Raw genomic sequence first — 21,974 nt, 5'->3', positions numbered from 1 at the left:
TAAGTATTCAAGATTTAAGGCAAGTTTATACCTACGGAAGGTATTGGGATGCTGAAAAAGTAATGTTATTGTATCCAGGGAATGATGACAACAGAAACTATAGAGCTTTTGAAAATTCAAACGATCCAATTATGCATAAATGTAAATTAGGTTTTGTAAATGTACTAGATGAAAACGGAGATTTATCTAAAATTATTGGGCAAAAAGTTTTTGAATTGATAGAAGTTTTATGAGGATACTATTAAACTTTCTAGTATTGAAGAAATAGCTGCAATGAAATTTAAAGTTATTGGATAAGGTGGTCGCAAAAAAGACTTCTGGGATATACACGAATTATTAGAAACTTTTACGTTAACTAAAATGATAGGTTTTTATCTTAAAAGTAACCCTTACACTTATTCTAAAGATCAATTAGTATCAGAAATTGTTGATTTTCATTAACAGATATTGATTTTGAACCAAATTATTATAAAGGTAAGGTTTAGGAATTTATTAAATTAGATTTTGAAAACTTAGTAAGTAATAAATAATTGTAGTACTATTAATTCAGTTGTTTTAATAATAATGCTATTTATCTTTTTTCAATATAATTTTCATAAATCGATCTTCTAATAAATTAATATATTCTTGTTTCATCTCCTCAGAGAGAAAAGAACAGTTAATTAAGCTTAACACTTTACCTTTTTGTTTTTTAAACCTCTTATAAACACTATTAATCTGTTTAGAATTTAGACCTAAACCTAATCCAAAATGAGTCAATATTTCAGCAGATATTTTTCTTTTTTTCCCAGCAATTGTTAAGGCAAACTCTTCTTTATCATCAGGATTTACAATAGTAACATTTAACAAGTCATATGCTGGAGATAAACTCCATCCAATATTAGTTTTTATCATTGAAAAATTTTTCAAATGCATATCGTTATTTCCAGTTATAAAACTAAAAACTGTCAATTCAAAAAAACGTAATTTATCTAATAATGTATTTGAAGCATACAAATCTAACGCCTTTCCTACACGTTCCATAGAGCCTTTATACTTATCAAAAGCTTCGGTAATTTGAAACATATCTATCATATGAATTTTAGATCCATCCTCTCTCCTATCAACACGTTTTGTTATATATGATAATTCACCCGATTCTAATCTAATTAAAGAAGAAGGTACAACGGAAATTCCATACAATTCTGCCATTCTCATTGTTAAATGTTCATTTTCTGGCATTTCAACAAAATTTTCAGACGGCGGTTTAAAAATAAAGTTACCACCTAAAGCACCTACAACAGTCAACCTTTTATCCGACTTTAGTTTTTCCTCCTCTATTAATGTCATAGATAATTTCGGTTGCACCCCTGGAACAGCAACACTCCTTTCAACTACACTTTTAGCTAATTCAGACATTTGAACTAATGAATACGGTAATTTTGGAGGAGTTTCTGAACCAAAAAATTCTAAACTACACTTTTTATGAAAATCAACTTCACCTTTAAGTTCTTTATAGCAATACAGACATTTATTCTTCATCACTATTTATTTTTGGTTCAACACTTACTGCTCCTATACAATTTTTACAACAAGCTAACAATAACCCCATTCTATCATTCGGATTAATTTTCCAACTTTTTGATGCAATATTTAATAACCATCCTTCTGGTATTAAACCTTCAAAAAAAGAAAACAGTCTTTTATCTCTATAAACAGTATCTGAAACTGGCATTGTAAATGTGATAAACTGTTCTGGATAATTATTTATATAATCATTATCGTATTGAAACGTATAATCTCCATCGTTTGTTTCAGTTAAAAGCCCACAATAAACTGTATTGTAAAAAATATTAGCTTGTCTCATCTAATTGATTATTTAGTTCTTTTTCACTTATTGGCACTAATGTATGCCCAAACATTTTTAAAACTTGATTTACTTTTTCAAGGTTTAAATTTGTTTTCCCTTGTTCTATTTTTCTGATTACAGTTAAAGCAACACCAGCTCTATCTGCAAACTCTTCTTGAGTTAGATTTACTTCTTTTCTTCGTTCTTTAACAAACTGTTTAAGCGTCTTCATTATATGTAATTAAATATAATTTTAAACAAATATAGTAAATTATATGTAAAAACGTATAATTTATTTACAAACACTAATTTTATATGCATATACATATAACTAATAACTGAGTTGTTTTAATTTGAAATTGAAAGATAATAAAGTAAACTAAAAAACATACCTTTATTACACCTTGCACATCAATATATCTATATAAATAAAGATTTATTACTTATGTATTGAAAAATAAATTTGTTACTAACTTATTTTATCAAAATACTTGACAGCAGTATGAAATTAATCTATTTTTAACATTACTTTCTTTCTTTTATAAGAAACTCTTTTCATCATTAAAAAAGAAACCAGAACTGCTAAAAAATCACTAAATAAAAACGAAAACCAGATTCCATTTAACCCCCAAAGTCCCTTTAGAAAATACACTATAGGTACAAAAAGTAAAATTGGACGCAGCAGTGCTAAAAATGTAGCTGTTTTATTTGATTGCAACGCCTGAAAATAACGAGTAAGCACTATCTGAATCATATAAAAAGGAATAGATATAGCGAAAATTTGTAAGGCTTTTTCTGTAATCCTTATAATTTCATCATTATCATTAATAAATAAATTTATAATAAAATCAGGAAATAACTCAATTTGAACGATTCCTAATAAACCAACTAAACCTACTATTAATAATGCATACATTAATGTTGTTTTATTTCTATCAAGGCGTTTCGCACCAACATTAAAACTAACAAGAGGTTGCATACCATCACCTGTTCCAAGAGCAGTCATTAGAAAAATTATATTTACACTAAAAATAATTCCCATAGCTGCAACTGCATAGGTTCCTCCAGTTTCAAGAAGCAAACTATTAGCTATAAGGTTTTGAATACTTGTAGAAATATCCATAACAAACGGAGCTAAACCAACACTTAAAACTGGTAAAATTACTTCCTTTTGAAGTTTTATATTTTTCCAAGCAAACTTTATCACGCTTTTGCCACTTATATAATATCTAATTATAAAAACAGCATTTACACTTACAGCCGTAATTGTTGCTAATGCGGCACCTTTAATTCCCATATTTAAATACTTCATAAATACCACATCTAACACAATGTTTATTACTGATGATACTAAAATAAGAATTGCAGGTAAACGCGGGTTTCCTTCAGCACGGCAAGTAAACTCTAAAGCTAAAGCAAATGAAGGTGGAAATCCAATAATTATTATTTGCAAATATTCAGCAGATAATTGAAATAGTTCATCTCTTGCTCCTAAAAAACTTAATAAAGGTTTGTATAATAGTAGGCCTGCAAAAGTAAAAATCACAGCTATTATTAGTAAACCTGCAATCATATTTCCTAGAACTTTTTCTGCTTTTTCAGGTCTAGATTCACCTAAATATTTAGATATAAATATTCCTGCTCCGCTTCCAAATAAAAGTACAATTCCAAATTGAAAAAGAGAAATAGGAAAAGCCATTGTTACGGCAGATAATCCTTCGGCTCCCACGTATTTTGCAACAAATACTCTGTCTACAATATTATAAAAAGCATTTATTAAAAGACCTAAAACAGCCGGACCTGCATAAACTAATAATAGTTTAAATATAGGACCGTCTTTTAGTGAATATTTTGAATTCATAGATATTAACTAATTACGTATTTACTATAATCACTATTTAATATAATGCAAATATAGACTGTTGAAATACTTAATTATGAATTACTATTTCGGTAAAAAAGATTACAATTAAGGTTTTAAGTGTATTTTTACAAAAAACAAATAAATACATGCAGGTATTTGATAATATAAAAGACTACTTTGTTAATAGTTCTGAAGCTGTTGACGATTATTCCAATAGTTTTTATATAAGGTCTATTGAAGTCGACAATACGAAAGACCACAAAATTGATGAAATTTATTTAAAACCACATAAAAGAAGTTTTTTTGAAATCGCAATTTTGTATAGAACTAGCGTGTCAATTCAGATTGGAAATCAAACGCTTCAAAATAAAAAAAATACGTTGGCAATAGTTTCACCTTTTCAGACTATAAATTATAAGCGAAAAGGGAAAAAAAATAATGACATTGGTTACATTATTAATTTTAAAGCCTCTTTGTTTGAAAATTTAAATAATTCATATGATGTGCAAAATGAATTTCCTTTTTTCAAATTGCACTCGTTACCCATGTATCAATTGAATGACGAAGATTTCAAAGGAATAGAATTATTGGCAAAAGAAATATTTGAAGAATCTAGAGCGGGTAAATTGAATAATTTAAATATTATTACACACCTATTACTTGTTTTACTTTATAAAATCAAAAGAATAACGCATAATAATGAGGGAATTACAAGTATGAATCGTAACGATATTATTCTTGCTAAATTTGAACAGAAAATTCTTTCAAACAATACTACATTTCTATCTGTAAAAGAATATGCCTCAATGATGAATATTAGTGCCATTTACCTCTCAGAATGTGTAAAAAAAGCTACCGGTAAAAGTGCTCAAAAAATAATAATTGATTATAAAATTTTATATTCAAAAACACTATTAAACCAAAAGGATAAAACGATTACTGAAATAGCAGAAATATTAGGCTTTAATGAAGCTGCTAATTTTAATCAATTTTTTAAACGTAATACAGGAATGACAGCTACTCAATTTAGAAAGAGTGTATAATCAATAACTTTTTATTAAATATAAGATTCATAATTAAGAACTCTACACTTCAATTTTTAATTACATTACTTTTTGTATCAGTTAGTAATAAGTAAGAAACAAAATACATACTAACAGCAGTATTTTTTACCTTACTTTTCAATATCTTCAATTATAAGTTCTTTTTTATAGCCAATTAATGTATGTTCTTTATTAAATCACTTATTATTATTTACAGATTTAATGAATGCTAATTCTAATATTAGAAATAATAATTTTATCTTTTTCTCCAATAAAAAGATCACAATTTTTATTAAATTGTTCTACATTTTAAATTTTTGCAGTAGTACTATTAAATACATTAACCCAAAATTATAATGGCAAAGAAACAAATAAAACAAATTCTAAGAATACTATTTATTATTGCAAGTATATCTTCTTTATGGTTTGTTCCTTGGATTTTGGTAAAAGCTTGGATTTTACCACTGCCTAATACAGTTCAAGAGCAAGTAAATAAAGCTTTAGACTATGATTTTGATGGAATGATTGTATATGTTGAACAAGCTGGAAAACAGCCAGAATACTATGCTGCTGGATGGCACGACCGCAAAAATAAAATACCTGCATACCCACAAGCCTTATTTAAAATTGCTAGTATTACCAAGCTATATGTTGCGGTTGCTACTACAAAATTAGTTAAAGATGGACGCTTATCTTTAGATAAAACATTGGCTGATTACTTTCCTGAACTTGCTGGAAGAATTCAAAATTCAGATAAAATAACCTTAAAATTAATGCTACAACATAGAAGTGGTATACCCAACTTTGTAGATCACCCTGATTATTGGTCTAAACCACCAAAAAACAAACAAGAAACTCTTGAATACGCGCTAGATTTACCTGCAGATTTTCAACCAAATGAAGATTATGGTTATTCAAACACAAATTATATGTTAATTTCAGACCTTATTGATAAAACTCTAGGATATAGCCATCAACAATATATAAAAGAAGAAATTTTAATCCCTTTAAACTTAAAAAACACATTCGGATCACTACACGAAGTAAATATAGACGACGTAATGAGCGGATATTATGTTGGAGTTGAAGAGGATTTAAAAAATGAATTTTCTGGCTTAATGATTGCTACAACAGAAGATGTAGGAATTTTTCTACGTGCATTAAATGATGGTTCTGTATTTAACGAAGGTGAACAAGAAATTTATTCGTCTGTCTACGAATACAAACATACAGGTTTAATTGTTGGTTACCAAAGTATAGCAGAATACCACAAAGATATAGATACTGTTATTATTCAATTTAACAATACAACCAACTTTAATGGATATAACTGGAATTTAGCAGAAATTATTTACAATCGTATTGTAAAAATCGTAAAAAAAAATTCTAACACATAATTAGTAACTTACGTAAAAAACCAAGATTTAGTCAACACATTTAACTAAAATACAGGTATTCACATATAAAATATTAGTAAGCCAAAATTAGTAGACTACTCCATAAAAGTTTTATCTATGAAAAATGAAATTATTCATTTCCATTTAACCTTTAAATTAAAATTAAGCTATAGCTAAAAATATTATTTGTTAACTTCTCCTATTAATTTCTCAACCGATTTAACTTTTCCTGTTAAGCAATTACTTTTTCCTTTACGAACATCTATAGTCATTGTTGAATACACACGGTCGCAATCTGGTTCTAAAACATCATAAGATTGCTGTACAATGGCCAAAGCTTCAGGCATAGTCTCGGTTTCAATTATGGTACCCATTGGAGTTAATTGATATTTAACGCCACTTTCACGAATCATATTTATAAGTTTACTCACATATTGACTTACACTTTCACCTTTATCCATTGGAAACATGGCAAATTCTAATAGTACTGACATTAATTTATAGGTATTTAAATTCACTTACAAATGTAGTGAAATATGACCATACAGATTAAATTCTCATGGTACAATCTTTTTAAATTAATTTTTACATTTGTTATTTAAGAAGTTATACTTACAATTTATTTCCCAAGAAAATCTGAGTCATTTAGTGTTTTTAAAAATGAAATAAGATTTAACTTCTCTTGTTCAGAAAGTGGAATTCTATTGCCATTATCTTTAAAAACAGGGTCTAAATTGTCTGCATCTAAAACACCATTATCAAAATAATCTAAAACTTCTTTTAAAGTAGCAAATTGGCCAAAACTACCATAAGGCGCAGTATGCTCTATATTACGTAAGGTAGGAACACGAAAACTCATATAATCTTCTTCAACTCCAGTAACTCTTGCTCTTCCAGCTTCATCTATATTTGGGTTTATTGGAAATCCAATATTTCTAAAACTTTGATCCGTAAAAAGTTCGGTACTATGGCAAGTTGCACATTTTTCTTGAAAAATTTGATAACCTTGTGCTTCGGATTCTGTAAAAACCGCTCCTTCATTTCTTTTTACACTATCGTATTTACTATTGGCAGAAATGAGCATATATTCGTATTGAGCAATGCTATTATATATTCTGTCTGGTGTTATTGCTTCATCACCAAAAGCTTTGTTAAATAATTCAATATAATCCTTATCAGCTTCAATTTTACCAATAACTTCTAATATGGATGAATCCATTTCTTCGTGAGTTATAATAGGAACCAATGGTTGATTTTCTAATTGACGTTTATTACCATCCCAATTATATACTTGCATAAATGCCATATTTTGAATTGGAGGTACATTTCGTAGTCCTACTCTACCCTCAATTCCAATACCTATTGCATTGCTATCTGCAAATGCATTTTCTTGTTTATGACAACTAGAACAAGAAATGGTATTATCTGCACTTAATTTTTTATCAAAAAATAATTTTTCACCTAATTCAACTCCATATTTTGTAGGATAATTACTATACACCGAATTATTTAACTCTGGAAATCCTGCTGGAATATTAAGAACTAAGTCTGGATTATTATAAGAAATAATCTCATAGTCATTGTTGTTACACGATACTAACAACAGTAAAATAGCAATATTTCTTATAAATATTTTCATTAAAATAAATTTTATGAGATTGTTTAAAAGAGCCAACTATATTTTACAAACATAGTTGGCTCTAACTATTTAAATGTTAATTTTCTACATTTTCAATAGAAAACATTCCTGTTACATTAGTTGAACCATTACCACCAATATTATCTACAAATAACACCATATTATTTGCTGTATGAATACTCGGAGTTGCATTATCTACACCTAACTCAATTGTATTAGCTGCTCCACTTAACAACTTATCAAAATCTACTTCAATATTAATTTTAGGAGCATTACTACCAACTATTACATTTGTTGGTAAGTTTAATGTAATATCTCTATAAGCATCTACACCTGGTACATAAGTACTTTCATCTCCTTCAGTTCCTTCTACAGTACTACCAGAGTGAAAAGATAATTGATTGCTATCTTCACCATAAAATCCTTCAATTTTTGTAAAACGGTAGCCTGTACCCCACTCCCAGTGCATTTGAGTATCATTTGCACCTGCAGTTGCATAAAAGTTAGGAAAACTTACTTGATCTAAAGTATTTAATTCCGTTTTTACTCCTAAGCCAAATTTTATTTGTGTGTATTCTGTAGTTGGAATATTATTTAAAATATACTGTAATGTTTCTGGTTTAGAATGATCTACAACTGTTGCACCATTATCTAAATTGTTAACGTTATAAGGAATTTCAATTCCTTCAGCATTTATAAGTCTAATATTACTAATCACATATTTTAATTCAGAAAAATAATGTGTTTGTCCTGCTTCTGAAGTATTAACAGTTGCAGTTGTAGCATCGGTACCAAGCACTATAGTAGTACCTTTAAATGTGTTATTAAATTCTAACACTACATTGTTTGCTACGGGTATATCATCATCTTCACAGGCTATAAATGTAATTGATAAAATAGCTAATAAAATAAAGTTTTTTAAATTTTTCATTGTTTTCGATTTTTTATTATTGTTTGTTTAATTATTATTTTTAAAAATTTATTTTTAAAGACGTAAATACATTACGTCCCATTCTTGGTATATTTCCCCAATCGGCATAAGTGCTATAATACTCGTTAAATATATTCTCTGCACCCACCTGAAATACCGTTTTATAATCTTTAATATAAAAGGTGTAATCTGCAGAAATATTCCAATTTTTGTAAGAAAGAGTTTCATCTTCTCCATATTCAGGACTATAATTAGCCTGTGTAAAATCGCCATTTAACGACGTTAAAAACCCAAAATTACGATATGAAAAATGCAAGGATGTTTGATAACTTAAAGGACGAATAAATGGTAAGTTATTTTTATGATCATCTAAACCTCTTGCATAGGTTAAAGTTCCTTTCCAATGTAAATTATCCAGAAGATTATAACTAGCATCTAAAGAGAAATTAAATAGTGAAGCATTGTCTAACGAAGTATAGCCTTTTACTCCTACAGACTGATAATTCATAGGGCTTCCCAAGCTTAAAATTCTTCCTATAATATAATTTTTAATATAGAAATAGTTTACTTTGGCCTGTAGGCTTCCTTTTTCAATTTTAATACCAGCACTAGCATTTACTTCATAAGAAATTTCATTTTTTAAATCTGGATTCCCAATATAATCGTATCTATCAAAACTATTATAAATATAATAGCCATAACCTTCCGAAACAGAAGGTGCTCTATGTCCATAACCAGTTCCAATAGAAAAATTATATTTATTAATTTGTAGTGTATAACCCGCATGTAAACTTGGCAAAAGTCGTGTTTTTTCTTGAGGTGCTCCTGGATGAAAAATCCAGTTAAATTCCGCATACTTAGAGTAGTTGTAATTTAGACCTAAAGATCCCCCAAAATTAAATTGACTTATTTCTGAAATTTCCAACAAATTACTTGTTGAAAGTCCTGCATAACGCGTTGTAACCCAAGGCCAGCTATAAGCAAACATAGTACGTTCACTTCTGTCTTGTGGATACATTCTCATTTCTGCAATAGATAAATTATCATAAATATTCAACTGTATTTCTGAAGAAAAATCATTTTTTTTTAAGTTTATTTTTGACACTAGTCCATAAGTTGTACTCCACCCTGGCATATCCATATGCACTAAATTTTCAGGTCGTGTTGTATCGTCCATATAATGCTCTACAGCATTAAAATAAACTTTAGTATCCCAAACTTTTAGAGTTCCTTTATCAAAAAACTGCTTATATGCAACTGATGTTATTAGTGCTCTAGAAAGGGATAAATCCATTGGAAGTGCCGGAAAACCAACATCTTTTGCCTTATCAAAAATTGCATCTACTTTTAAAGAAGATAATTCGCTTGTTTTATAAGCAATACCGATAGAAGCATTTAATTTTTCGAACTGAGAATGTTTTATTTCATCATTATTTCCGTCTTTATAATTATTTGCTTTTCGGTGAGCTATACTTGCGTCCACTACCAACTTTTTATTTGAATAAGAAGCATTTGCAAGGTTAAAAAATTGATTATTATTAAACTCGAAGCCAGTCTGGTATGCACCTTTGTAATTTTCCTCAAATGTAAATGCGGTGCTTTTCCTTTTCAAATTGATGCTACCAGCAACTGTTGCTCCGTGTAAACTTCCTTCTTGCCCAGATTTTATATCTATTTCTGAAAGGTTATTACTTTCAACATATGACGTTACAGGATCCATTTTATCTGTACATGCACCAAAAATATGCATACCATCAATAGTTACTGTAGAGCGTTCTGTACTCATATTATTTAATAACGGTTCCCAAGCATAAGCACCACGTTTAATAAAACTTATATTGTTTGAAGATGCCAAAAACTCGTCTACAGTAACTGCCATTTTCATTTCAGTTTCTAGTTGCTTTTTTTTAGCTGCAATTATTACAACCTCATCTAAAGCTACACCTAAACTATCGCTCTTTTTTTGCATAGTTTGGGCGCTTACAATTGTTGTTATTAAGAGCAATGCTATAGTTATTATTCTCATAGTTTTAAAATAAAATATCTATATACAATTCTCCTTTTGCTCCTTCTATTCCTGGTGTAAAATCTGTTGAAACTTCAGTTCCTTTAATAATTTGTCCATTTTCATCTTGTAAAATAAAATTCAATGTCCAATTACCTGTCATTGTATAATTAACAACACCATAATATAAACCATCACTCTGTTGCGTTAAATCTTGATTATTAGGCGATGAATGATTTCCCATTGAAGGTTCTGGCATTCTTGGATCTAATAATAAGGTGTGATTTTGAACTATGGAATAAGAAAACTGAGAAGGATCTGGAAAAATACCCTCTTCATTTGTTGGTTGATTGTACTTATAAATACCAGCAACCAAATCGTTTTGAGAAACACTTGGGCTTTGTGGAGCAATTAAAGCTATAAAATACTGTTCGCCATCGTTGCCTGTAAACGCCGTCATATTTAGATTTAAATTAGTTTGTTCTTCAACAGTAATAATTTGTTGCAACGTCTGTGTTTCATTAGTTTCGGTAACATCTATAAATAATTGCCAATTTACCGTAGAATCACTTTCACTGGTAAATACAACATAACCTTCATAATAAGCTTCTGTTGAATTATATACCAAATTATAACTATGCGGACAAGAAACTTTGTTTCCATTAGCATCTGTCATAATTGGCAAAAAAGTTAACTCTAAACCTTCCAAATTTTCATTGGTTAATGTGTTATTAACTTTTAAATGAATTTTATTATAGCCTTTGTAAAAAACTCCATTTAAAGCTTCAATATTAATAGTATAATTACCACTACTAATAGAAGTTACCTCTTTAAATTCAATAAATTCGGTGGTTTCAATGTTTAATTCTGCCTCGTAATCTGTTTTATCTATAGTACAAGAAGTTACCATAATAAAAACTACAATTACAATAATTTGTAAACGTTTCATTAGTTATTGTTTAATTAAAAACTGTTGAAAATAAAGTAGTCTCAAATAAATTTATAAATGTATTTCAAAATGAAAAACACATAATTATTTAGAGAAATTACAAAGGTTAAAAACCAATTGTACTACTATTTAAAAGAGTAAAAAACTTGTACATCAAACTTAGAACATATCCTTTTTAATGAATTATAATAAAGATATATTATACTAACCCTATTTTAATTATACATAACTAAAAAAGGCATATTTATGATTAACTATACAAAAATTTGCTAGCTAAACACTACGGTATTTTGATTGTAAAATTTAGTACTTTATGAAAAAGTTAAACTAGTGGAGGATGAAAAACGAATCCCATATAATGAAATTTATAACTATTATTATATGCAATATTTAATTTTGATTTTTGTTCTTCTGAAATTAAGCAGTTATAACAAGCTATTTTTTCATAAAAATAAACTGAAGAATGCTCTGCAGAAGAAGAATGATTTTTTTTTGTATCATTTTCGGAATTGGAAGCTTTTACCAATTCTTTTTTTAAATGACACTTTCCGTTACATTGCATTTCAGGAACATCTTGATTTATACAAAGTTCATTCTTTATATAATCATAAAAAGCAGCATACTCCAATAGCGGAAGTATTGGTTTAAAAAATAAAAATAAAGCTAATATAAGTGCCGCTGTTTTCACGTGGCGAATATCAGATTTTTTTTAAAAAAATCCTAATGTATAATTATTTAAACCAACAATTATACTGATTTTTATCATATAGCTGTTTTTTATTTTTTACTCTTATTTTAAGTATCTATTTTTTAGTAAAAATTACTCTACAGTTATTGGTCTCCATACACCTCCATAAATTTCATCTTCAGTTCCAAAAGAATGGGTAGCCTTAATATTTTTAGTAGGTCCCGAAAGTGCTTCTACTTTAAATCCTGAAATAACTTCTCCATTAGAAAAATTACTATAAATTTCAAAAGGACATTCTTTATTAAATGTGTCTATTTGTCCTATTTTATAAATTACAGAATAAAAAGGACCTGCATCACTAATATCTTCGGAAGCTGCCGCCCAAATCCCTCCTTCATCATCTATATGAAGGTCTGTAACATCTCTTTTTTTATTGGTATTTGTCCAATTTCCAGGCGCTTGAACTTTAATACCTTGTAAGCCTAAATCACTAAAAACCAATGTATGAGTTTCTAAATTATAGATTCCCCATCTTACAATTCCATTCGGATTTGCTTCTGAACCTCCCCTTTCGGCTAACATTAATATTCTCTCAGATTTATTGTATGGTAAACAGGCCATTGCTTCATATTGATCACCTACAAAATCTAAGTTATTTATAGTTATTAAAGGCAATTTTGTTATTCCTAAAACTGTAGCTGTTAAATTAGAAGTATTCACTTTAATATGAAATATTCTACCAATTTCTCCTTTCCAATTTCCAGATTCTGCAATAAAATATTCATCTATTTTTCCTGGAATTTTACAAATACTCTCTAAATCACTTGCTATTCCTTCAGTGCCCCATTCAGAAATATTTATTGGAAAAACTTGAGTTCCTTCTTCAGTAATTTTTAATATAGCCAATCGGGGTCCTTCTTTATAACTCTTTATATCGTAAACTACTAAATAAGATGTATCATCTAGTTTTTCCATTCCACTTGAGCCACCACTTAATTTTAATGATTGAATTTCTTGACCATTATTTGGGACGATGGTTTTAGCAGTATTACAAGAAATGATTTGCAGTAAAATAATAAGCGTAAATAAAAAATAATTAATTTTAAAAGATTTCATAATGCATTATTTTAAATTGAGTTACTTATTATTTTTAAACTTTTACAAACTATAAATATAATAAAAAATTAAAACTTAATTTTTACAACTAACTAAATAAGAGAAAGTTATTTATGGTAAATATTTTTTGTCGAAGTTAGGTTTACGTTTTTCTAAAAAAGCATCTCTTCCTTCTTTTGCTTCTTCAGTCATATACGCTAAACGCGTTGCTTCACCTGCAAATACTTGTTGACCAACCATTCCATCATCAGTTAAATTCATAGCAAATTTCAACATTTTAATAGAAGTTGGCGATTTTTCTAAAATTTCTTGTGCCCATTCAAAAGCAGTTTCTTCCAATTTTTCATGAGGAATTACTGCATTAACCATTCCCATTTCATAAGCTTCTTGTGCAGAATAATTTCTTCCTAAGAAAAATATTTCACGTGCCTTTTTTTGTCCCACCATTTTAGCTAAATATGCCGAACCATAACCACCATCAAAACTAGTTACATCGGCATCGGTTTGTTTAAAAATGGCGTGTTCTTTACTTGCTAAAGTTAAATCGCAAACTACGTGTAAACTATGTCCGCCACCAACAGCCCAACCTGGCACTACAGCAATTACAACTTTAGGCATAAAACGGATTAAACGTTGTACATCTAAAATATTTAATCTGTGATAATTATCTTCTCCCACATATCCTTGATGCCCACGTGCACGTTGGTCTCCTCCACTACAAAAACTAAAAACACCATCTTTTGTACTTGGTCCTTCAGCACTTAAAAGCACAACTCCTATATTTAAATCTTCTTGCGCATCATGAAAAGCTTCGAGCAACTCACTAGTTGTTTTTGGTCTAAATGCATTTCTAACATTCGGTCTATTAAATGCTATACGGGCTACTCCTCCGCTTTTTTTATAGGTTATATCTTCAAATTCTTTAACGGTTTTCCATTTTATATTACTCATAACTATCAATTTTAGAAAGGTAAAAATAATTTATTTTATGTTTTTTGTACTACTAAAATAAAAGTTTATTTAATACCAGCTTGTTGGAAACTAAAAAAGAAAAATAAAACCGTAAATTTGCAGCAATACTTACGACCAAACTAAAGTATTAATATGTATTCTCATGAAAATTCTTCCTTATAATATAAATAAATCCGAACTACCTATTAAACTAAAGGTTAGTTTTGTTGCCGTGTTTGAATATTTAGAGAAACTTGCACAAGATAAAAATAGTTATTTACAACATATAGCAATTAATTTATTAGAGGAATTTAAACAATTTCCAGAATTAAGAGACGGGTTTGAAGACCTGAGTTATTTAAATAAATACAATAAAGAAATTGATAAATTATTATCTTTTTTATTTCCAGAATTATTACAAAATAATGAAATAAAAGCTGCTACAATTCCTTTTGAATTTACAACTTTTAAACTCTCTAAAAGGTTTGAACAAATTATTGAAGATGCAGGTGAAGATTTTGAATTTAAACTTCGAAATTTTGATGAACTTAACATTTACATTTTAAGTTGTTCCTTTATTTTATCTAGTTATTATAATGTTAATGTTGATTTTAGGAGACCGTTCTTTTTTGATATACCAAATATAAAAACAGGTATTACCAAACATTATAGAACACTTATTAATGGCGATTTTTTTAAAGTTGAACCCTTAGCTTCTGCTCCAATAATAACAGATGAAGATGTAAAATTATTATTAGATAATTTTGATAACATAGATATTTGGAAAGAAAAATTTCCTCCTAACAGTTACCAATTTACTGGATTTGGTATTATGAACTTGTTTGATGTTACACAAGATCAGTCTTTAGCTAATTTAACCGAAAACTTAATTAGAAATAAAAAAGATGAAAATAGTTTTGATAAAATAGAAAAAAGTATTGCCAAACTATTTGGTTCTAGCGATATTCTCTTTGGTTTTTCTACCTACCATTTTAATAAAACGAATACAACTTTTAAAAACCATAAAATACAAAAAAGCTTTCTACTAAATGAAGAAGTAGACTTTGATTTTGACGGCTATTTTTGTGAAAACATTATCACAACAGTTTTTAAAGACCATGAACTTATTGCAATTTCAGATATAGAAGCTTATGCTAAAGCAACACACTACAATGGTCTCTATAAAGCATTAGATAAACAAAACATACAAAGTATTATTCTAGTTCCTTTAAAATTAAAAGAAGATTTATTTGGAATTATGGAAATAGTATCAAAAAATAAATTTGAATTAAATTCAATAAATGCCTATAAGTTAAAAGATGTTATTCCAGTTTTTAAAATAGCTGTAAAAAGAATAATGGAAGAAATTGAAAATAAATTAGAATCCATAATTCAAGAAAATTACACCTCCTTACATCCAACTGTAAAGTGGAAATTTTACGAACAAGCTGAAACGCTATTTTTTACAGAAAATAATACAGAAAAAATTCCTTATAATTTAAAAAGTATAGTGTTTGAAAATGTTATTCCACTATATGGACAAACAGATATTAAAGGTTCATCTATAGCTCGTAATTATGCCATTCAAAAAGATTTAAGCAAACAATTAAAATTAGCAAGAAATATAATTGAAAAAACAAATTCAAAATATAAACTTCCTATTTATAAAGATTTATTATATAGAATAGACACTTGTTTAAAAGATATTAAAGATGGTTTAAATTCTGGTGATGAAGTTATGGTTACCGACTTTTTAAATAAAGATATTTATCCAGTTTTTAATCATTTAAAAACCATTGACAACGATCTAAATCAAGATATAGAATTATATATGAGTCATTTAGATGATAAACTTCAAGTTGTTTATGAAAAAAGAAAAGATTACGAAGAAAGTGTTACTTTACTAAATGAAGAATTATCTAAATATATTGATTTAAAACAAGTTGAAGCTCAAAAAATGTTCCCTCATTACTTTGAACGTTATAAAACTGATGGAATTGACCATAATATGTATATTGGAAAATCTTTAGTTAATGATCGTACCTATAATAAATTATACTTATACAACTTACGATTATGGCAATTACAAATGTTGTGTGAATCGGAAAATTTAGCAAATAAATTAAAAACCAAATTAAAACATCCTTTAGAAGTAGCTTCTTTAATACTAGTACACAGTACTCCTTTAGCTATAAGGTTTAGAATGGATGAAAAACGTTTTGATGTTGATGGAGCTTACAATATTAGATATGAAATAATTAAAAAACGTATTGATAAAGCACTGATAAAAAACACAAATGAGCGATTAACACAACCTGGTAAAATAGCAATTGTTTACAGCCAAAACAACGATGCTAAAGAATATTTAAAGTATATAAAATACTTACAAGACAAAAACTATTTTTTAAACCCTATAGAAAAATTAGATATAGAAGATCTACAAGGCATTACAGGTTTAAAAGCACTTCGTGTAACAATTAATTTTAATAAATCTGAAGAAAACAATATTACTTTTGAAGAAATTATGCGAGAAATTTCACCTAATTAATAGGTGAAATACATTAATCAATCCCTTGTAATTTCATCATTTCAAAAGCAATTACAAACGCAATTACAGAAATAACTACTCCAATCATAAATATAGTATAGGCTATGCGTAATAGCCTATATTTTTTATCTAAAACTTTACCTAAAAAATACAAATCTTTCATCAAAGATTTATACAAATAATCCCTATCATTCATCATTTCAGTCATACCCTCTTGAAAATCTTCTAATTCCATTTTGTGAAAATTTCCAAAAAATAACAAGTTTACTTTTTTATTCTTAACATCTTCTTTAGTAAATGTCCCTGACGTAATTTTAGGTCTGGTAGATAAAACTGAATAAATCATTGTAACTACCGTAATAAACAAGAAAAATATTGTTGGATAAATTAAATAATAATTACTAGCCTTATCTAACTTTGGAAATAAATTTGACAAGGCAATAGATAAAATAATAGCACTTACAGATAATAATATGTTTGCTTTTGTATCTGCAATATCACTTAATTTTATATGATTTTTAAGTGTAACACGATACATAGTTTCTATACCACGCTCAGGTCTTTCTGCTTTTTCTTTTTTACGCTTTAATTCAGCTTTTTTTACTTTATGTTTTGCTTTAAACTCCTCTTCTTTAATAATGGTTTTTCGTAAATCTTTCTGAACTTTTAACCAGTTTTTAGTTTTTTGATCGTTTAAAGTTGCAAATGCGTAATTGGTATAAAATCGATGTGATTTTAAAAATTTTTCATTTTTAGTTAAAAATTCAATATCTGTTAAATATTTATTGCATAATTGTTCCCATTCGGAACGTAATAAATTAGATTTTTCATTAAAATAATCAGCTCCTAAATGGTATAAATCTGCATCACAAATAATTTCTTCAATTAGGTTTTTAGGCTTTTCATTAATTTTAGTTACCTCAATTAAAGCATTAACTTTAGCAATTTTTACTTCAGAAAACCCTTTTTCAAGTAAATATTTTTTTGTAATTTCTTTACTCCTCTCTTCATGATTTTCAACTCCATAAATAAAACCAGTGTCATGAAACCAAGCAGCAAGCAACAAAATTTCTAAATCTGCTTCAGTTAAATTTTCAGCAACACCAATTTCGTAAGCGTGCTTTGCAACTTCTAAAGAATGTTCATAATTATGATATATAACTTCTGGAGAAAGTTCGTTTTTCAGTAAATTGAAAATATAAACCGAAACTTCTTTAAAAAAATCATTTTCTAACATTGTAAAAAAATATAATGAATATCAAAAGTACATAATTTTATGTACATTTAAATTTTTAAAACATTTTGTAAATGAATAGATTTTCAGTTTTTAAATTTCACCTCTTATTTTACATCTTTTTATTTACAAGTTGTGCTACTTACAATGCTCAATATAAAGACTCTGGGTTAAATTGGAATGAAAATATTATTGATGAAAATTATGAAATCGATCATACATTTTATTTAATTGGAGATGCTGGAAATGCAAAAGAAGGTAAAAGTTTAAATCATTTTAAATTATTAAAACAAGAGCTTTCACAAGCTGATAAAAATACTACTGCACTTTTTTTAGGAGATAACTTATATGAAAAAGGTATGCCTAAAAAAGAGCACAGCTCTAGAAAACTTTCTGAACATAGATTAGATGCTCAAATTGAATTAGTTGAAAACTTTAAGGGTCAAACAATATTTATTCCAGGAAATCATGAATATTATAGCGATGGTATAAAAGGTTTAAAACGCGAAGAAGATTACATAGTTAAACATTTAAATAAAAATTCTTTTTTTCCAAAAAATGGATGCCCTATCAAAAAAATTGATGTGTCAAATGAAATTGTACTTATAATTATTGACTCGCAATGGCACCTAGAAAACTGGGATAAAAACCCAACGATGAATGATGAGTGTGATATTAAAAATAAAGAACAATTTTTTGATGAATTTGAAAGTTTAATTAAAAAAAATGAAGGCAAAACTACAGTTGTTGCAGTACATCATCCTCTTTTTAGTAATGGTTCTCACGGCGGACAGTTTTCTTTAAAATCTCAATTATACCCCGTAAATAATAAAATTCCGTTACCCGTTCTTGGTACAATAGCAAACTTATTAAGAAAAACCAGTGGAATTTCTGTTCAAGACATGAATAACAAGTTATATTTAGAATTTAAAAATCGTATTGTTACGCTTTCACAAAAATCAGATAAAATTATTGTTGTTTCTGGTCATGAACATAATTTACAATACATTTTTAAAGATAATATTCCTCAAATTGTTAGTGGAGCAGGTTCTAAAACAAGTGCTGTTAGAGCCATAAATGGAAGTAAATTTGCATACGGTAAATTAGGTTATGCAAAAGTAAGTGTGTATAAAAATGGTGCTTCTACAGTTAAATACTATACTGAAGAAAACAATACAAAAAAACTTTTATTTCAAACAGAAATTTATCCTCCAAATACAGATAAAATTACCTATAATTATTCAAAAGATTTTCCTAAAACTGTTACTAGTTCTATTTATAATAAAGATGAAGTAACTAAAGGAAAATTATTTTTAGGATTATGGGGAGATCATTATAGAAAATATTATGGTGAAAAAGTAGCAGCTCCAACAGTTTTATTAGATACGCTTTTTGGTGGTTTAACTCCTGTTAGATCTGGTGGAGGACATCAGTCTAAGTCTTTGCGTTTAGAAGATAAAAAAGGTAGAGAGTTTGTTATGAGAGCATTAAAAAAAAGTGCTACACAATACATACAAGCTGTAGCTTTTAAAAATCAATATATTGAAGGACAATACAACAATACTTACACAGAAAGCTTATTATTAGACATTTACACAACTGCACATCCGTACGCTCCTTTTACTGTTGGAAAACTAGCTGATGCTATAGACATCTATCATACAAATCCAACTTTGTACTATATTCCAAAACAAAATGCGTTAAAACATTTTAATAAAGATTATGGAAACGAATTATATATGATAGAAGAACGTGCTGGAGACAACCATGGTAATTTAAAAAGTTTTGGTTTTTCTAATGAATTAATAAGTACAAGCGATTTGTTAAAAAAACTCCGTAAATCTGATGATTATAGCGTTGATGAAAACACTTATATTAGAGCTAGATTATTTGATATGCTAATTGGAGATTGGGATAGACACCAAGATCAATGGCGTTGGACAGAATTTAAAAATGGTAAAAAAACCGTATTTAAACCTGTACCTCGAGACAGAGATCAAGTATTTTCTAAAAATGATGGTTTTATTTTAGGATTTCTTACACGTGCTATACCCGCATTAAAAGCAATGCAAGTATACGATGAAGATATAAGAAGTGTTAAATGGTTTAACTCTTCACCCTACCCTTTAGATATGGCACTTATTAATCAGTCTAATTATTCTAATTGGGAAGAACAAGTTAATTTTATTCAAAAAAATATAACAAGTGAAATTATAGATGAAGCTTTTAAAAACTTTCCAAAAGAAGTACATGATGTTACTGTTGAAGATATTAAAACTAAGCTAATTGGTCGTTTAAAAAACTTACCCAAAATTGCAAAGCAATATTATAAGCATACATCTAAATATGCTGTTATAAAAGGAACTGATAAAGATAATTGGTTTGATATTGAGCGTTTAGAAAATGGAAGTACTTCCGTAAAAGCTTACAATATTAAAAATGGTAAAAAAGGAAGTAAATTTTTTAATAAAATATATTTAAAAGAAGAAACATCAGAAATTTGGGTATATGGTTTAGATGATAAAGATGTATTTAATATTATTGGCACAAAAAAGAATGTAATACCATTAAGAATAATTGGTGGACAAAATAATGATGAATATATAATTGAAAACGGTAAAAAAGTCACCATTTATGATTTTAAATCAAAAAAAAATACAATCATAAAAAACAATGGTACATTTAAATTTTTAGATAATTACAAAACAAATACCTACAATTATAAAAAAATAAAATACAACCAAAATCAAATAATTCCATCTATTGGTTCCAATCCAGATGACGGTATAAAAATTGGTATTAACAATGTATTTACTACATATGGATTTGAAAGAAATCCATTTACACAACAACATACTTTAAACGCAAATTACTACTTTGCTACTAATGGATTTGAAATTTCTTATAAAGGAGAATTTGCCAATGTTTTTAACAAATGGAATTTTTTAGTTGAATCATTATTTACAAGTCCAAACTACAGTATTAACCATTATGGGTTTGGAAATGAAACAACAAATTACGAAGATGATTTTGGAGAAAATTACCATAGAGTTCGCTTAAGTACTTATGCAATTAATCCGTCTTTAAAATGGGAAAGTCGTTTAGGTGCTATTTTTAAAATTGGAGCAACCATAGAAAGTAAAGAAGTTGAAGCCTCAACAAATAGATTTATTAGCACACTCAATTATACTTTAGAAGAAAGAAAAACCTATGCAGGCTTTAAAACATCTTATGTTTATGAAAATTTTGATCATAAAGTTTTTCCAACATTAGGAATGAACTTTTCATTAAATGCCGGTTGGAAAACTAATTTAGATAACAAAAACGAAAACCATACATATATTTCACCTGCATTTGGAATAAATTACAAATTATCATCTAATGGAAAAATAGTTTTTGCAACAAAACTTAAAGGAAATATAATAATTGGCGACAATTTTGAGTTTTATGATGCAGCAAGTATTGGTGGTTTAGATGGATTACGTGGTTATAGAAATCAACGTTTTACAGGAAATAGATCTTTCTATCAAAATAATGATATTCGCTTTAATTTACGAAAAGTAAAAACAGAAATTGTACCTTTACAATTAGGCCTATTTACTGGATTTGATTATGGCCGTGTTTGGCTAGATAATGAAAATTCAAACAATTGGAAAACATCTTACGGAGGTGGTTTTTGGCTTGTAGGTGCAGATTTAATTAATTTAAATATTTCTGTTTTTAATTCTAAAGACGGTGCTTATTTTAATTTTGGACTCGGTTTCGGATTCTAATAAAAAAA

The 21,974-nt window shown here is 27.9% G+C and carries 18 protein-coding genes; 5 read left to right on the top strand and 13 right to left on the bottom strand.

Features of this window, described 5'->3' with window-relative positions:
* The first annotated feature begins 62 nt into the window (after positions 1-62).
* The gene (locus MHL31_RS02230; RefSeq protein WP_240227454.1) at positions 63-233 is read left to right on the top strand and encodes a hypothetical protein; all 171 of its coding nucleotides are present in this window, start codon (positions 63-65) and stop codon (positions 231-233) included.
* Between the two features lie 334 nt (positions 234-567).
* Here MHL31_RS02230 and MHL31_RS02225 read toward each other — a convergent pair whose 3' ends face one another.
* The 4 genes from MHL31_RS02225 to MHL31_RS02210 form a co-directional block, all read right to left on the bottom strand.
* Positions 568-1,521, bottom strand: a complete 954-nt coding sequence (locus MHL31_RS02225) for a HipA domain-containing protein (RefSeq protein WP_240227453.1) — start codon at positions 1,519-1,521, stop codon at positions 568-570.
* A complete protein-coding gene (locus MHL31_RS02220; protein WP_240227452.1) occupies positions 1,511-1,846 on the bottom strand; it encodes a HipA N-terminal domain-containing protein in 336 nt (111 codons plus the stop codon). Before MHL31_RS02220 ends, MHL31_RS02225 begins: the two co-directional genes overlap by 11 nt.
* Positions 1,833-2,060, bottom strand: a complete 228-nt coding sequence (locus MHL31_RS02215; protein ID WP_240227451.1) for a type II toxin-antitoxin system Y4mF family antitoxin — start codon at positions 2,058-2,060, stop codon at positions 1,833-1,835. The genes MHL31_RS02220 and MHL31_RS02215 overlap by 14 nt, the downstream gene beginning before the upstream one ends.
* Before the next feature lie 276 nt (positions 2,061-2,336).
* Entirely contained in the window at positions 2,337-3,689 is a 1,353-nt protein-coding gene (locus MHL31_RS02210; protein WP_240227450.1) for an MATE family efflux transporter, read from the bottom strand.
* A 149-nt stretch (positions 3,690-3,838) separates the two neighbouring features.
* Between MHL31_RS02210 and MHL31_RS02205 the strand changes: the two genes are divergently transcribed.
* Positions 3,839-4,735 carry an AraC family transcriptional regulator gene (locus MHL31_RS02205; RefSeq protein WP_240227449.1) on the top strand — a complete coding sequence of 299 codons (897 nt, stop codon included), beginning with the start codon at positions 3,839-3,841 and terminating at the stop codon, positions 4,733-4,735.
* A 356-nt stretch (positions 4,736-5,091) separates the two neighbouring features.
* The gene (locus MHL31_RS02200; RefSeq protein WP_240227448.1) at positions 5,092-6,132 is read left to right on the top strand and encodes a serine hydrolase; all 1,041 of its coding nucleotides are present in this window, start codon (positions 5,092-5,094) and stop codon (positions 6,130-6,132) included.
* Between the two features lie 182 nt (positions 6,133-6,314).
* Here MHL31_RS02200 and MHL31_RS02195 read toward each other — a convergent pair whose 3' ends face one another.
* The 8 genes from MHL31_RS02195 to MHL31_RS02160 form a co-directional block, all read right to left on the bottom strand.
* Complete coding sequence (locus MHL31_RS02195; protein ID WP_240227447.1) at positions 6,315-6,626, bottom strand: MTH1187 family thiamine-binding protein; 312 nt, start codon at positions 6,624-6,626, stop codon at positions 6,315-6,317.
* 125 nt (positions 6,627-6,751) lie between these two features.
* Entirely contained in the window at positions 6,752-7,771 is a 1,020-nt protein-coding gene (locus MHL31_RS02190) for a cytochrome-c peroxidase (RefSeq protein WP_240227446.1), read from the bottom strand.
* A gap of 76 nt (positions 7,772-7,847) precedes the next feature.
* On the bottom strand, positions 7,848-8,702 hold the full coding sequence (locus MHL31_RS02185) for an MbnP family protein (protein WP_240227445.1): 855 nt from the start codon (positions 8,700-8,702) through the stop codon (positions 7,848-7,850).
* Between the two features lie 40 nt (positions 8,703-8,742).
* On the bottom strand, positions 8,743-10,728 hold the full coding sequence (locus tag MHL31_RS02180) for a TonB-dependent siderophore receptor (protein WP_240227444.1): 1,986 nt from the start codon (positions 10,726-10,728) through the stop codon (positions 8,743-8,745).
* 4 nt (positions 10,729-10,732) lie between these two features.
* Positions 10,733-11,656, bottom strand: coding sequence for a hypothetical protein (locus tag MHL31_RS02175; RefSeq protein ID WP_240227443.1), 924 nt, complete (start codon positions 11,654-11,656; stop codon positions 10,733-10,735).
* 322 nt (positions 11,657-11,978) lie between these two features.
* Positions 11,979-12,344 (bottom strand): hypothetical protein, encoded by a 366-nt coding sequence (locus tag MHL31_RS02170; protein WP_240227442.1) that lies wholly within the window; start codon positions 12,342-12,344, stop codon positions 11,979-11,981.
* Between the two features lie 132 nt (positions 12,345-12,476).
* Positions 12,477-13,460, bottom strand: a complete 984-nt coding sequence (locus tag MHL31_RS02165; RefSeq protein WP_240227441.1) for a hypothetical protein — start codon at positions 13,458-13,460, stop codon at positions 12,477-12,479.
* Positions 13,461-13,571: 111 nt separating this feature from the next.
* Entirely contained in the window at positions 13,572-14,411 is an 840-nt protein-coding gene (locus tag MHL31_RS02160) for a 1,4-dihydroxy-2-naphthoyl-CoA synthase (protein WP_240227440.1), read from the bottom strand.
* A gap of 163 nt (positions 14,412-14,574) precedes the next feature.
* Between MHL31_RS02160 and MHL31_RS02155 the strand changes: the two genes are divergently transcribed.
* Positions 14,575-16,959, top strand: a complete 2,385-nt coding sequence (locus tag MHL31_RS02155; protein ID WP_240227439.1) for a GAF domain-containing protein — start codon at positions 14,575-14,577, stop codon at positions 16,957-16,959.
* Positions 16,960-16,972: 13 nt separating this feature from the next.
* On the opposite strand, the gene MHL31_RS02150 is transcribed toward MHL31_RS02155, so the two are convergent.
* Positions 16,973-18,196 carry a Pycsar system effector family protein gene (locus MHL31_RS02150; RefSeq protein ID WP_240227438.1) on the bottom strand — a complete coding sequence of 408 codons (1,224 nt, stop codon included), beginning with the start codon at positions 18,194-18,196 and terminating at the stop codon, positions 16,973-16,975.
* Positions 18,197-18,267: 71 nt separating this feature from the next.
* Between MHL31_RS02150 and MHL31_RS02145 the strand changes: the two genes are divergently transcribed.
* Positions 18,268-21,966, top strand: coding sequence for a metallophosphoesterase (locus tag MHL31_RS02145; protein WP_240227437.1), 3,699 nt, complete (start codon positions 18,268-18,270; stop codon positions 21,964-21,966).
* Positions 21,967-21,974: the final 8 nt, after the last annotated feature.

Source organism: Lutibacter sp. A80 (assembly GCF_022429645.1).
Taxonomy (GTDB): domain Bacteria; phylum Bacteroidota; class Bacteroidia; order Flavobacteriales; family Flavobacteriaceae; genus Lutibacter.
The sequence above is the reverse complement of the archived record's forward strand: the minus strand, read 5'-3'. Positions and strand labels throughout refer to the sequence as shown.